This is a genomic window from Halogranum amylolyticum (assembly GCF_900110465.1).
GTDB classification, from domain to species: domain Archaea; phylum Halobacteriota; class Halobacteria; order Halobacteriales; family Haloferacaceae; genus Halogranum; species Halogranum amylolyticum.
This window is the reverse complement of the sequence record NZ_FODV01000002.1, coordinates 495,919-508,017: the sequence shown is the minus strand read 5'-3', so window position 1 is coordinate 508,017 and position 12,099 is coordinate 495,919. Positions and strand designations below refer to the sequence as shown.

The following is a 12,099-nucleotide window of genomic DNA, read 5'->3' as shown; positions in this document are numbered from 1 at the left end:
CGGCTTTTTCAACGACGCTTCGTCCGCGCCGTCTCGACGACTCGACCCTGTTCGTCGACGGTCACGCGGAGCGTCTCGTCGCCCCGTTCGATAGGGACGACGACGCGGAGCGGGTCGTCGGCGACGACCGACACCGCACTGTCGTCGATGCAGAACTCCAACTCCCAGAACGGCCGGTCGTCGACGCCGACGCCGTGGTCGTAGAGGAACGCGACGACGGCGGGGTCCGCGAGGAGTCGCAGTCCGACCGCCGTCGCGATCTCCGCCCCGCAGTCGCGGCAGTCGCTGACTGCTGGGTAGTGGAGATGGTGATCGGAGTCGCGTTCGACCTGGGTCTCCATCCGGCCACTGCAGTAGGGGCAGACGCCCCGGTCGGCAAGCGTGAAGTCTCGCCAGAGGCGTTTGCCGTAGGCGTCGAACAGGTCGTCGGCGACGCGCGTCGTCCGCCCGCGCGGCGGGAAGTAGCCGTAGTGAACGAGTACCGCGCAGTCGGGACAGGCGATCTCGACGTTCTCGTCCTCGTAGCGGGCGCGGAGTTCCGACCCGCAGTTGGGGCAGTCGGCGTCGGCCGGCCGGTCGACGGCGGCGGGCGACTCGCCGAACCGCTCGTCGGTGACGACGTCGACCGCTTTTGCGCCGGCCGCACGGAGGTCGTACCCGCGGTCGCTCTTCTGGACGAACCGGCCGACCAGTCGGTCGAGGTGGTAGTTGAACCGACCGCTGTCCTCGAACCCCGCGGCGGCCTGCAGGTCGACGAACGACCGCGGACCGTCCTCTCGAAGCGCCAGCAGGATGGCGATGCGGTCCTCGTCAGCGAGCGACCCCAGCGCCGACGCCGCGCGTTCGGTGTCGACGTCGGTCGTGTCGGCCATCTCGGCCCCAACAGGCGGGTCGGTCGTGTCGACCCCGTCGAGCGAGTCGGCGTCGTCCTCGTCCATACCCGACCACGAGCGCCGAGTGCGGGAAAAACTGTCTCCTCCCGACCGAAGAGATCTTCACACGCTGGGCCGGGTCGGCGCGGCCGACCGCTCGTGTGCGAACGGTGCTGCCCCCGTGCGCGGACGGCCGACCGTCGACCGGCGACGTCCACGCTCGCGAACAGAAGATCCCTTCTGAGGAGGTTTATCACCCTCGCGGCACTCCGATAGCCACGATGCACCATCCAGGTCCGCCCCGCTTCACGGACGTCGGCGAGTCGGTCGAGCTGGCACCTCGAGACCCCGACTCGGACGGCCACTACCGCTGGCGACTGCGCTCCGCGCCGGACGACAGCGACGTCGAACTCGGCGACGGCCCGGTCGTCCACCTCGACCCGGACGTCGAAGGGACGTACACCGCCGAACTCGACGCACCCGACGGGACCCACACCCAGACCGTCCGTGCGTTTCCCGTCTCCCGGCGGTCGGCGCGCTTCTCGGTTTCGGCCGAGGAGGTCGACGGCGACCTCGACGGCGTCGAATCCGCCTCCGTTATCGGCCCGTTCAACGACTTCGTGATGGGAAAGCATCGCGTCGAACGCGACGGCGACGAGTGGGGCCTCGACGTCGAACTCCCGTCGGGCGACCACGACGCCATCTTCGCCTTCGAGGACGGGTTCGACCCCTACGCGACGGCCGAGGTGACCGTCGAGGGTGCCGGCCGCCCGCGGGTCCGACTCGACGGTCGCCGCGAGGCGGAGGAAGTAGTCATCACCGCCACCGCGAAGCCAGCGCCTGCGGGCGACGACCCCGAGGTGGAGTTCCACCTCGACGACCGCGACGCGCTCGACGAGTCGGACGTTCGCCTCGACGGCGACGAACTCCGTGTGCCGGTCGACTCTCTGCCGGTGCTGTCTCGGGTCCACGCCGTCGCCGTCGCGGAACGACCGAGCATCGCCGACACGCTGACGATTCACGTCGAGAGCGAGAGCCGAGACGTCAGAGACGACGTCGCCTTCGACCGACCGGCCGACCCACCGGAGTGGGTGCGCGACGCGACTGTCTACCAGATATTCGTCCGCGAGTTCGCCGGCGAGAAACTCGAGACGACGTTCGCGGAGATCGAGCGACGGGTGCCGTACCTCGAGTCGCTCGGTATCGACACGCTCTGGCTCACCCCCGTGTGCGCGAGTCCGACACGCCACGGTTACCACATCACCGACCTCTTCGATACGGCCTCCGACCTCGGTACGCGCGAGGAGTTCGAGTCGCTCGTCGAGCGTCTCCACGAGGCTGGCATCAAGGTGCTGTTCGACCTCGTCATCAACCACACCGCCCGCGACCACCCGGCCTTCCAGATGCACCGAGCAGGGGTCCCGGAATACGAGGGCCACTACGAACGCATCCCACGCGGACAGGACACGACTGGCGTCGACTGGGCCGGCGACGATTCCCCCGGCCACTACTTCAACTGGGCGGGCATCCCGAACGTCGACTACGACTCGCTGGCCGTCCGCCGATGGATGCTCGACGTCGTCGACTCGTGGGCGCCGCTCGTTGACGGGTTCCGCTGTGACGTCGCGTGGGGCGTCCCCCACGGCTTCTGGAAAGAGGTCCGCGAGCGCGTGAAGGCCGAGGACTCCGACTTCCTCCTCCTCGACGAGACGGTGCCGCGTCGCGTCGGCTTCCACGAGAACGAGTTCGACCTCCACTACGACACCGACCTCTACTACGCGCTCCGCGACGTCGGCACCGGCGACGCACCCGCCTCGGAACTCCTCGACGCGCTCGTCGACGCCGAGCGATTGGGGTTCCCCGACGAGGCCGTCCACATGCGCTACGTCGAGAACCACGACGAGGACCGCTACGCGACCGAGTGCGACGAGGGGACGCTGCGGCCGGCCGTCGCGGCGACGTTCACCCTCCCCGGCGCGCCACTCGTCTACTACGGACAGGAGCGCGGCGTCCCCGAACAGCGCGGGCCGATGCGCTGGCACGACGGCGACGCCGGGTTGACGACGTTCCATCGCGACCTGGTCGCGCTCCGTGACGACCTGCCCGCGCTCCGCGCGCCGGGCGTCGACCGAGTCGTCTGCGACGTCACCGACGGTGAGGACGAGACGGTCGTCGCCTACGAGCGGGCGGGCGAGGAGAGCGACGCCGTCGTCGTCGTCCTGAACTTCACCGACTCGACGGCGACGGTGACGGTCGACCGGTCGGTCGACACGCACGACCTGCTGACCGACACGGACGTGAGCGGTCACGACGACGGCGTCGTCGTCGACGACGTGGTCGTGCTCCGAGCGAACTAACCGAGCAGGAACCGAATCGCACCGGGGAACCGCTCGGCCCACGCCGACTCGCGGTGTCTCGCCTCCTCGTCGACGACGAACCGCAACCGCTCGTCCTCGAACCCCTGCGTTCGGAGCCGCCCGACCATCCGTTCTGCGTCCCGGAGATACGCCTCGTTCAACTCGGGGTCGTCGGGTGCCTCCCTTCCTCCGACGTCGACGTAGAGTCGACCGTCCGTCCGGGACTGGGCGGCGACGTACTCGAACAGCGGTTCGCCCGGCCACCAGAACGCCGGACTCAGGACGCCCGCGAAGCCGACGTGGTCGGGATACTCGAAGAAGCCGTAGAGGCTGACGACGCCGCCGAGTGACGATCCGGCGAGCCCGGTGTGGTCGCGGCCGGGACGCGTGCGGAACGTCTCGTCGACGAGCGGTTTGACCGTCTCGAACAGGAACTCGAGATACGCGTCGGCGCCGCCGCCGCCGTGTTCGGGGTGGGGGAAGGGGGTGTACTCGTCGCCGCGTGCGTCGCCGGCGTTCGGAACGCCGACGACGATGGCTTCGGTGCCCTCCTCGCTCAGTCGCTGCATCGTCTCGTCGACGCGCCACTCTCCGGAGTAGCTCTCGCCCTCGTCGAAGAGGTTCTGGCCGTCGTGCATGTAGACGACGGGGTAGGACTCCTCGGAGTCGGCGTAGGAGGGAGGCAGATACGCGAGGAGACGGCGGTCGGCGTGGAGGTCCGGCGCGTCGATGGTCTCGGAGATCCGAACGTCGCCGACGACGGTGTGGTCGTCGCCGGGAGTGTACGGTCGCCAGTCGCTGTCCGCGGTCATCGTCTCACCGTCTCGGGGGGCGGAGATAACGCTGACGTGTCGCCGAGCGAGTCTGCCGTTTCGCGGTGTCGAGGCGGCGAGTAGCTTTACCCCCCGGTCGTTCTTATTGTGCGTGTATGACAGAGGACACCCGTTGGGAGTATCGGACGTTGCAACCGCCCAAGGGACCGACGCACAAGGAGGCAGCCGACCCGGCGGCGGAGTTGAACGAACTCGGCGACGCGGGCTGGGAGTTCGTCGACACCATCGAGTACGTCGGCGGCGGGACGAAGTTTCTCGTTTTTAAACGGCCGAAGCGCGGTGGATCGAGCGAATGACGTCGGGGATCGACGACGACATCGAGGCCGACGCCGACACGGACACCGATTTGGACACGCAGGGTGACGAGGACATCAGCACCGCCAACACGATGCGCGAACGGGCCGACGAGAGTCGGCTGAAGCTCAAGATCCTCCTCAGCGCCAACCGGCTGTTGGTCACGGGCGTGCTGGCGCTCGTGTTTTTCGTCGTGTTCATGATACTGGGACAGCTCTACTACCCGTCGTTGCAGACCGACCTCCAGACGGGCGACACCATCGAGACGCTGTTCTCGACGATGCTCGGCGCGATCATCACCGGGACGACGCTCATCGTCACTATCAGTCAGCTGGTCATCTCCCAGGAGAACGGCCCGCTGGGTGACCAACACGAGCGGATGAGCAGTGCAATGGACTTCCGGTCGTACACGTCTGAGCTACTGGGACGCCCCGTCCCGGTCGATCCGTCGGCGTTTCTCCGGTTGATCGTCGACGCCACTCAGCAGCGTGCGAGCGCGCTCCGCGACGCGGTTGCCGACACCGGCGACGAGGAGCTCAAACACGATGTCGACGAGTTCACCGACAGTCTGACCGGCAACGCCGACGAGGTGCGTGACCAACTCGACGGGGCGCAGTTCGGGAGCTTCGACGTACTGTTCGCCGCGCTCAACTTCAACTACGGCTGGAAGATCTTCCAAGTCGAACGGATCGCCTACGAGCACGACGAGACGCTCTCGAACGAGGAGCACCAGCTCTTAGAGGAGCTGAAGACGACGCTGTCGATGTTCGGGCCCGCACGCGAGCATATCAAGACGCTCTACTTCCAGTGGGCGCTGATCGACCTCTCACAGCTCATCCTCTACGTCTCCCTCCCGGCGCTCGTCGTCACTGGCGGGATGCTCGCCTTCGTCGGCGACAGCACCTTCACGGGAGTCACGCTCGGCATCGAGAACATCCTGTGGATCGTCGACGCCGCGTTCACCATCTCGCTGCTCCCGTTCCTCCTCTTGGTCGCCTACATCGCACGGATCGCGACCATCGCGAAGCGGACGCTCGCCATCGGCCCGCTCATCCTGCGGGACTCCCAGCGGTGAGCGCCGTCCCGGCCTCCGAGCGCCACGCGAGCGCGTGACACACCGGTCGACCTATCGAAGTGGTTAAAGGCCGAGACGGGGAAGTAGGAACAACTCGCTGGACGACGGACCACCAGTGGGCACCCGTCACCCGTCGGGGAACGGGACGAAATGTGGTTGCGCGGCGACGGCGACGACGTGTCGCAGGTCGCTGGCGGAACTGAATCGCAAGCGTCCGTGGTGATACCAATGGCACGAAGCTTCTACTCTCACATCAAGGAAGCCTGGCGGAGTCCCGGTGACGGGAAACTCGCCGAGCTGCAGTGGCAGCGCAAACAGGAGTGGCGTCGACAGGGCGCGATCGAACGTATCGAGCGTCCGACCCGTCTCGACAAGGCTCGCGAGCTCGGCTACAAAGCCAAGCAGGGCATCGTCGTCGCACGCGTCTCCGTCCGCAAGGGGACCGCACGCAAACAGCGCCACAAGGCGGGTCGTCGTTCGAAGCGGCAGGGTGTCAACCGCATCTCGCGGCGCAAGAGCATCCAGCGCATCGGCGAAGAGCGCGTCTCCCGGAAGTACCCCAACCTGCGCGTCCTCAACTCCTACTGGGTCGGCGAGGACGGGTCGCAGAAGTGGTTCGAAGCGATTCTCGTGGATCCGGAGCATCCGGCCATCGAGAACGACGACGACCTCAACTGGATCTGCTCGGACAAGCACAAGGGCCGTGCGTTCCGCGGTCTCACGAACGCCGGCACCGACAACCGTGGGCTCAACAACCGCGGCAAAGGGTCGGAACACGTCCGCCCGAGCGTCTCGAGCGGTCAGGGTCGCGGCAAGTAACCACGGAACCGGCGCGTTCGGCTCGAATTCTGTCTTTTTCACTCGCCGAGTGACGACGCCGTCGCTCGGAGCGGTGAGTCGTCGATAAGAGAGAGTCGGAACGGACGGCGAGGCCGGTCGGTCGTTCAGTCCTGTCGCGCCTTGATGAGGAACGCGATCGCGCCGCCGAGCAGGGAGACGTTCTTCACGAACTGGGTCCGCTCGGCCTGCTTCTTGTCTTCGTCGGCCTCCCAGAAGCGGTGCATCTGGGGCGTGACACCCGCGAGGAACGCCGCGACCGCACCCGCGGCGAGCGTCGGGAGTCGCCAGAGGGCGATGCCGAGGCTGCCGAACGAGAGCATGCCGACCGAGAAGGGGACCAACTTCTCGGCGTTCGGGACGCCCATCGCCTCGGCGTAGCCGATGGTCCCCTCCATGTCCTGCCAGTGGGTCCACGCCGTGTACCCGAGCGGGACGGCGAAGAGCAGTCGGGCGAGCAAGAACAGCACGCCCCCGCTGTCGTCGCTCGTCGTGGTCGATTCGCTCGTCTGTTCGTCTTCGATGTCGATGGTGATGGTATCTTCGCTCATGAAATCGGTCGCTCTCGTGTGAGAGTCTACTCCGAGTAACGGTCGCAACGTGTTTAGCTCTAACAGAGACGGCAGAGGGTTCCGGCAGTACGTCGGGCTACCGCGACGCCGGTCGGCCGCGGTCGACCGCACCCTCCCAGCCGTCGAACCCGCCGCGGAGGCTCGCCACGTCGGCCTCGAGGTTGGCGTCGAGCACCTGCGCGACGCGCTTGGAGCTCTTTCCGACGTAACAGGAGACGACCACCTCGTCGGGCCACTCCTCGTCGAACACTGAGGCGTCGAGTCGTCGAGCGGGACGGTTCTCCGATCCCGGGATGTGACCGTCGGCGAACGACTCGGCGTCGCGGATGTCGAGCAGGGCGACGTCGTCGTCGGTGTCCAGTCTCTCCTGCAACTCCGTCGGCGAGAGTTCCGTGACCATAGCCCGGATTGTGGCGAGTCGGGGAAACGCTCGTCGGTTCGGGACGCCAGCGCGAGCGGGGTGACCACGACGACAGTCGATCCGAACACACATACGAACGGCGACAGTTTCTGCGTGCATGCCAGGTGCACGCGTCGCGAGCGGCGACCGGGTGACGCTCCGAACTGTCGAGGCGGAGGACGTCCCGTTCCTCCAGCGGGCAGGTGCGAACCCCGAGATCCGGTATCCGCTCGGTAACCCGCTGCGGAACCGCGAGCAGTACGAGATCTCCGACGAGCGGACCGCGCCGGACGGGTTTCTCGTCTGTCTCGAAGGGGAGGGGACGCCGGAACTGCTGGGCGACGACTTCGAAGACCACGACCTGCGTCGAATCGGCCAGGTGAGCGTCGCAGACGCCCACTACAAGCGCCCGGAACTCGGCTACTGGCTCGTCCCCGAGGTGCACGGCGAGGGCTACGGGACGGAGTCCGTCGCTCTCGCTGTCGACTACGTCTTCCGACAGTACGACACGCCCGCCGTGGGCGCGGGTGCGTTCGACCACAACGACGCTTCCCGACGGCTGTTGGAGTCGCTCGGCTTCGTCGAGGAGGGACGTCGCCGCAAGTTCATGTTCGTCGACGGTGCGTACCGCGACATGGTGCAGTACGGATTACTGCGGGAGGAGTGGGTCGAGGCGGTCGACTCGGAGCGTTGACCACCCGTAATCAGTCGGTCGTCGGTGTCGGTAGAGCGTCCCCGACGCGCACCCACCCGCGTAGGTCATCCCGACACCGAAGACGAAGCCGCCGACGAGTCCGGTCAGCCCCCACCCCGGCGTCCAGAAGCCCTGGTAGAAGCCGAGGGCGTAGGCGATGCTCCAGAACACCATCGTCAACGTCGTCGCCAACAGGACGGCCTTCGTCGTCCGCGAGTCCTTCATCGCGAAGAAGTCGTGGAAGGCGTGGACGAAGCAGAAGCGACCCTTCTGCAGGAACACGCCGATACCGAGCCCGACGACGACGACGGCGACCAGTGCGTTCGATACCATTCGCGTCCTCGCTTGTCGAGTCGGAGGGAAAAGCGACGCTCTCGGGGGAGGTACTGCCGTCGGCGACGACGCCGGAGAGACGCGGTGAACGGACGTCTCGGCGACTGAGCGACCGCGTGCGGGCCGTTCGTACTCGAACCGTCTGCCGGCCCGGGGTCGCCGCGTGTCACAGGAGCCAGAGAGCGTTGCCGCGACCGTCGGAGCCGGGTTTATGAGTCGTCGTCGCCAACTTCCGGCAATGAGCCTCGCACTCGACTCGACACAGTTAGATCGGTACTCCCGGCACATCATCATGGACGAGGTCGGCCCCGAAGGCCAACAGCGACTGCTCGAGGGGAGCGCCCTCGTCGTCGGCGCGGGCGGTCTCGGCGCGCCCGTCATCCAGTATCTCGCCGCCGCCGGCGTCGGCCGACTCGGCGTCGTCGACGACGACGTCGTCGAGCGCTCGAACCTCCAGCGGCAGGTGATCCACGCCGACGCCGACGTCGGCGTCCCGAAGGTCGAGAGCGCGCGGAAGTTCGTCGAACGATTGAACCCCGACGTGACCGTCGAGACCTACGAGACGCGTCTGGACACCGGCAACGTCGAGGAGCTCGTCGCCGACCACGACGTCGTCGTCGACGCCTCCGACAACTTCCCGACGCGCTACATGGTCAACGACGCCGCCCGCATCCACGACGTCCCGGTGGCACACGGCGCGATCTACAAGTTCGAGGGACAGGTGACGACGCTCACGCCCGAGGGACCGTGTTACCGCTGTCTGTTCCCGGAGGCACCCGAACCGGGCACCGTCCCCGACTGCGCGACGACGGGCGTGCTCGGTGTCCTCCCCGGGACGGTGGGCTGTATCCAGGCGACTGAGGCCGTGAAACTCCTCTTAGAGAAGGGCGAGGTGCTGGAGGGACGGCTGCTGTTCTACGACGCGATGGACATGACGTTCGAGACGGTGCCCTACCGTCAGAACCCCGACTGTCCGGCCTGCGGCGAGAGCCCCATCGACTCCGTCGAGAGCGTCGAGTACAGCGGCGGCTGCACCATCGCCGACTGAGCCGTCGGATTCGCCGCCCCGTCGCTGCTCGCCCCGCCGCACCGCACGCCGGTCGCGAGGCCGTCGTTTATGTCGACTCGTGCCGTCTCCTCGGCTATGCCCGAAGAGATACTTCCCGGTGTCCACGACATCACCGTGCGGGAGGGCGAGGGCCGACGGTTCCGCGCGTACCTGTTCGAAGACCCCGTCCCGACGCTCGTCGACACCGGCCTCGAAGCGACGACGGAGGCGCTGTTCGATGGTCTCGACCGGATCGACGTCGACCCTGAACGCGTGGTCGTCACGCACAACGACGGCGACCACACGGGCGGGCTTCCCGCCGTCGTCGACCGGTACGACCCCGAGGTGTACGTCCCCGAACAGACGGCCGCCGACGCACTCGGCGGCGTCGACCCGGACGTCCGCTACGGCGACGGCGACGCCGTCGGCGACTTCGAGGCGGTCCACGTTCCCGGTCACGAACGGGACAACCACGCGCTCGTCGACGAGTCTCGGAGCGTCGTCGTCGCGGGCGACGCCGTCTCCGGCTCCGACCAGCGTGGGCTGCCCGCGGGCTACCTGCTGTTGCCGCCGGCGGTCTACTCCGACGACCTCAACGAGGCGGAGGAGAGCCTCGAACGACTGCTCGCCTTCGAATTCGACGCCGTCCTCGTCTTCCACGGCTCGTCGGTGCTGGAGGACGCGAAAACGAAACTCGACCGGTTCGTGAACTTCCCCGGCAAGCCGTCGTAGTCGAGGAGTCGACTGCGGTTCCGAGACTGACGGAGACGACTACGCCACTAACTGGACGGCGTTCCGCAGGATGAAGATCCAGACGATGCTGACGACACCGAGCGTCAGCGTCGCGAGCGTCCACGCCTGGTAGGCGGTCGCCGTCTCCATGTCGGAGAACTCGGTGATGATCCAGAAGTACGAGTCGTTGGCGTGGCTGACCGTCATGCTCCCGGCGCCGATAGCGAGGACGGCGAACACCGACCCCCACTGGGAGGCGAGACCGAGCGACCCCAAAAGCGGGGCGATGAGACTCGACGTGGTGAGGATGGCGACCGTCGACGAGCCGAGGGCGGTCTTGAGCGCCGCCGCGACGACGAACGCGGCGAACAGACCGATACCGAGTCCGCTGAACGTGTTTCCGATGAACTCCTCGAGCGGGAGCGCTCCGAGCACGCTGCCGAACGCGCCGCCCGCGCCCGTCACCGCGAGGATGACGGCGGCGTCGGTGAGCCCGTCGCTGACCCACTCGTCGATGACGTCGTCGGAGAACGACGGGACGATGGTGAAACTGAGGAACGCGCCGCCGAGCAGCGCCACGGCCGGGTCGCCGACGAACAGCAGCCAACTCTGTAGCGTCCCCTCGACGAACGCCGGGTCGTCGGCGCTGGGGTAGGCGGCGACGCTCCCGATCGAGATGAGGACGATGGGGACGAGAAGCGGCGCGAACGCCTGCCAGCGGGAGGGGAGACTCCCGTACTCGGCTTTGATGTCCGCCATGGTCACCTCCGGGTCGGGGTCGATGTGGAACCGCGAGGCGACGTAACTCGCCCACTTGGCGGCGACGAGCGTCACCGGGACGCTCACCACGATGCCTGCGAGCATGACGAGACCGACGTCGGCGCCGAGGATGCCCGCCGCGGCGATGGGGCCGGGCGTCGGCGGGACGAAGACGTGCGTCACGTAGAGTCCTCCCGCCAGCGCGACGCTCAAGGTCGCGAGCGAGAGTTTCGAACGCTCGGCCAGCGAGCGACTCAGCCCCGAGAGGATGACGTACCCCGAGTCACAGAAGACGGGGATGCTGACGAGACTGCCCGTGATCGCCATCACCTCCGGGGTGTGCTCCTCGCCGATGAGATCGAGGATCGTCTCGGCGATGACGATAGCTGCCCCGGAGCGCTCGAGGACGATGCCGATGATCGTCCCCGCGAGGATGACGATGCCGATGTAGCCGAGGACGCTCCCGAACCCGTCGGTGACGAGCGTCGCGACCCGCTGGGGGTCGACGCCGGCGAGCACGCCGGTGCCGTAGGCCGCGAGCAGGAGCGTCAGAAACGCGTGGAGGTTCACTTTCGCCGTCGCGACGATGATGAACCCCACCGCCACGGCGAGCAGTCCGATCAGTGCGAAACCATCTAACATGCAGTTTCCCCTCCACGAGTGACTTAAAAGAGCGTAATGTACTTCACAAATGTTACTAGTAGAAGTAGTTACAGCAACATAAATCGTCTATAAGAACAAATTCTCGCGGGACTGGTTCGGTGTGACGGACTCCTCGACGGTCGTCCCGGCGGGTTGCGGCAACCGTTTTCACACCGCCGCCTGTACGGACGACAATGAGTTTAGAGGAGATCCTGACGCGGATGCCGTTCGCCGACCACCTCGACATCGACGTGACAGAGGCGGCAGACGGCTACGCGCGGGCGACGCTCGCCCTCTCGGACTACCACTCGTCGGTCCCCGGCCGGTCGGTCGCGCACGGCGGCGTCGCCTACGCTCTGGCCGACACCGTCGGCGGTGCGGCCGTCATCTCGCTGCACTACGCGGCGACGCCGACCATCGATATGCGGATAGACTATCTCGCGCCGGCGACGACCGACCTCGTCGCCGAGGCGGAGGTGGTCCGCGACGGCGGGAGCGTCGCCGTCGCCGACGTCACCGTCTCCGACACCGACGGAACGAGCGTCGCGACCGCTCGGGGGACGTACAAGACCAGCGGCGCGGCCGAGGAGACCGCGTGGGGGAACGGCGAGCGCGGAAGTCTCCCCGGTCGAGACGACGAATGAGTTCGGT

At 67.1% G+C, this 12,099-nt stretch carries 13 protein-coding genes and 1 pseudogene; 8 read left to right on the top strand and 6 right to left on the bottom strand.

Annotated features, from left to right (window positions below; all coding sequences use genetic code 11):
- Window positions 1-8 precede the first annotated feature (8 nt).
- The gene (locus BSG17_RS05800) at window positions 9-938 is read right to left on the bottom strand and encodes a DUF7351 domain-containing protein (RefSeq protein ID WP_244531488.1); all 930 of its coding nucleotides are present in this window, start codon (window positions 936-938) and stop codon (window positions 9-11) included.
- A 215-nt stretch (window positions 939-1,153) separates the two neighbouring features.
- Here BSG17_RS05800 and BSG17_RS05795 point away from each other — a divergent pair, with 215 nt between their 5' ends.
- Window positions 1,154-3,229, top strand: a complete 2,076-nt coding sequence (locus BSG17_RS05795) for an alpha-amylase family glycosyl hydrolase (protein ID WP_089821913.1) — start codon at window positions 1,154-1,156, stop codon at window positions 3,227-3,229.
- Here the strand turns inward: BSG17_RS05795 and BSG17_RS05790 are convergent.
- Window positions 3,226-4,041 (bottom strand): alpha/beta hydrolase, encoded by an 816-nt coding sequence (locus BSG17_RS05790; protein ID WP_089821910.1) that lies wholly within the window; start codon window positions 4,039-4,041, stop codon window positions 3,226-3,228. The genes BSG17_RS05795 and BSG17_RS05790 overlap by 4 nt on opposite strands.
- Before the next feature lie 116 nt (window positions 4,042-4,157).
- Between BSG17_RS05790 and BSG17_RS05785 the strand changes: the two genes are divergently transcribed.
- The 3 genes from BSG17_RS05785 to BSG17_RS05775 all read left to right on the top strand — a co-directional run bounded on the left by BSG17_RS05785 (window position 4,158) and on the right by BSG17_RS05775 (window position 6,250).
- Window positions 4,158-4,358 carry a Sp36 family protein gene (locus tag BSG17_RS05785; RefSeq protein WP_089821909.1) on the top strand — a complete coding sequence of 67 codons (201 nt, stop codon included), beginning with the start codon at window positions 4,158-4,160 and terminating at the stop codon, window positions 4,356-4,358.
- Window positions 4,355-5,431, top strand: a complete 1,077-nt coding sequence (locus tag BSG17_RS05780; protein ID WP_089821907.1) for a DUF7972 family membrane protein — start codon at window positions 4,355-4,357, stop codon at window positions 5,429-5,431. Before BSG17_RS05785 ends, BSG17_RS05780 begins: the two co-directional genes overlap by 4 nt.
- Before the next feature lie 228 nt (window positions 5,432-5,659).
- Window positions 5,660-6,250: a 50S ribosomal protein L15e gene (locus tag BSG17_RS05775; protein WP_089822027.1), complete on the top strand. Its 591-nt coding sequence runs from the start codon at window positions 5,660-5,662 to the stop codon at window positions 6,248-6,250.
- 125 nt (window positions 6,251-6,375) lie between these two features.
- Here the strand turns inward: BSG17_RS05775 and BSG17_RS05770 are convergent, their stop codons facing one another.
- Both BSG17_RS05770 and BSG17_RS05765 read right to left on the bottom strand, forming a co-directional pair.
- Entirely contained in the window at window positions 6,376-6,819 is a 444-nt protein-coding gene (locus BSG17_RS05770) for a DoxX family membrane protein (RefSeq protein ID WP_089821905.1), read from the bottom strand.
- Window positions 6,820-6,916: 97 nt separating this feature from the next.
- Entirely contained in the window at window positions 6,917-7,240 is a 324-nt protein-coding gene (locus tag BSG17_RS05765) for a rhodanese-like domain-containing protein (protein WP_089821904.1), read from the bottom strand.
- Window positions 7,241-7,358: 118 nt separating this feature from the next.
- On the opposite strand from BSG17_RS05765, the gene BSG17_RS05760 reads away from it, so the two are divergent.
- Window positions 7,359-7,934, top strand: coding sequence for a GNAT family N-acetyltransferase (locus tag BSG17_RS05760; RefSeq protein ID WP_089821902.1), 576 nt, complete (start codon window positions 7,359-7,361; stop codon window positions 7,932-7,934).
- Here the strand turns inward: BSG17_RS05760 and BSG17_RS05755 are convergent.
- A pseudogene (locus tag BSG17_RS05755) lies at window positions 7,926-8,267 on the bottom strand (YeeE/YedE thiosulfate transporter family protein); the annotation flags it as partial. The gene BSG17_RS05760 and the pseudogene BSG17_RS05755 sit on opposite strands and share 9 nt — an antisense overlap.
- A gap of 238 nt (window positions 8,268-8,505) precedes the next feature.
- Here BSG17_RS05755 and ubaA point away from each other — a divergent pair.
- Both ubaA and BSG17_RS05745 read left to right on the top strand, forming a co-directional pair.
- Window positions 8,506-9,315 (top strand): SAMP-activating enzyme E1, encoded by an 810-nt coding sequence (gene ubaA, locus BSG17_RS05750; protein WP_089821900.1) that lies wholly within the window; start codon window positions 8,506-8,508, stop codon window positions 9,313-9,315.
- Between the two features lie 96 nt (window positions 9,316-9,411).
- A complete protein-coding gene (locus tag BSG17_RS05745; RefSeq protein WP_089821898.1) occupies window positions 9,412-10,047 on the top strand; it encodes an MBL fold metallo-hydrolase in 636 nt (211 codons plus the stop codon).
- Between the two features lie 39 nt (window positions 10,048-10,086).
- On the opposite strand, the gene BSG17_RS05740 is transcribed toward BSG17_RS05745, so the two are convergent.
- Window positions 10,087-11,448 carry a GntP family permease gene (locus tag BSG17_RS05740; RefSeq protein ID WP_089821896.1) on the bottom strand — a complete coding sequence of 454 codons (1,362 nt, stop codon included), beginning with the start codon at window positions 11,446-11,448 and terminating at the stop codon, window positions 10,087-10,089.
- A gap of 194 nt (window positions 11,449-11,642) precedes the next feature.
- Here BSG17_RS05740 and BSG17_RS05735 point away from each other — a divergent pair, with 194 nt between their 5' ends.
- Window positions 11,643-12,092, top strand: coding sequence for a PaaI family thioesterase (locus BSG17_RS05735; RefSeq protein ID WP_089821894.1), 450 nt, complete (start codon window positions 11,643-11,645; stop codon window positions 12,090-12,092).
- The last annotated feature ends 7 nt before the right edge of the window (window positions 12,093-12,099 follow it).

Excerpts from the sequence above, each read along its gene's own strand:
- BSG17_RS05800 (WP_244531488.1), bottom strand. The coding sequence starts at position 938 with ATGGACGAGGACGACGCCGACTCGCTCGACGGGGTCGACACGACCGAC.
- BSG17_RS05795 (WP_089821913.1), top strand. The coding sequence starts at position 1,154 with ATGCACCATCCAGGTCCGCCCCGCTTCACGGACGTCGGCGAGTCGGTC.
- BSG17_RS05790 (WP_089821910.1), bottom strand. The coding sequence starts at position 4,041 with ATGACCGCGGACAGCGACTGGCGACCGTACACTCCCGGCGACGACCAC.
- BSG17_RS05785 (WP_089821909.1), top strand. The coding sequence starts at position 4,158 with ATGACAGAGGACACCCGTTGGGAGTATCGGACGTTGCAACCGCCCAAG.
- BSG17_RS05780 (WP_089821907.1), top strand. The coding sequence starts at position 4,355 with ATGACGTCGGGGATCGACGACGACATCGAGGCCGACGCCGACACGGAC.
- BSG17_RS05775 (WP_089822027.1), top strand. The coding sequence starts at position 5,660 with ATGGCACGAAGCTTCTACTCTCACATCAAGGAAGCCTGGCGGAGTCCC.
- BSG17_RS05770 (WP_089821905.1), bottom strand. The coding sequence starts at position 6,819 with ATGAGCGAAGATACCATCACCATCGACATCGAAGACGAACAGACGAGC.
- BSG17_RS05765 (WP_089821904.1), bottom strand. The coding sequence starts at position 7,240 with ATGGTCACGGAACTCTCGCCGACGGAGTTGCAGGAGAGACTGGACACC.
- BSG17_RS05760 (WP_089821902.1), top strand. The coding sequence starts at position 7,359 with ATGCCAGGTGCACGCGTCGCGAGCGGCGACCGGGTGACGCTCCGAACT.
- ubaA (WP_089821900.1), top strand. The coding sequence starts at position 8,506 with ATGAGCCTCGCACTCGACTCGACACAGTTAGATCGGTACTCCCGGCAC.
- BSG17_RS05745 (WP_089821898.1), top strand. The coding sequence starts at position 9,412 with ATGCCCGAAGAGATACTTCCCGGTGTCCACGACATCACCGTGCGGGAG.
- BSG17_RS05740 (WP_089821896.1), bottom strand. The coding sequence starts at position 11,448 with ATGTTAGATGGTTTCGCACTGATCGGACTGCTCGCCGTGGCGGTGGGG.
- BSG17_RS05735 (WP_089821894.1), top strand. The coding sequence starts at position 11,643 with ATGAGTTTAGAGGAGATCCTGACGCGGATGCCGTTCGCCGACCACCTC.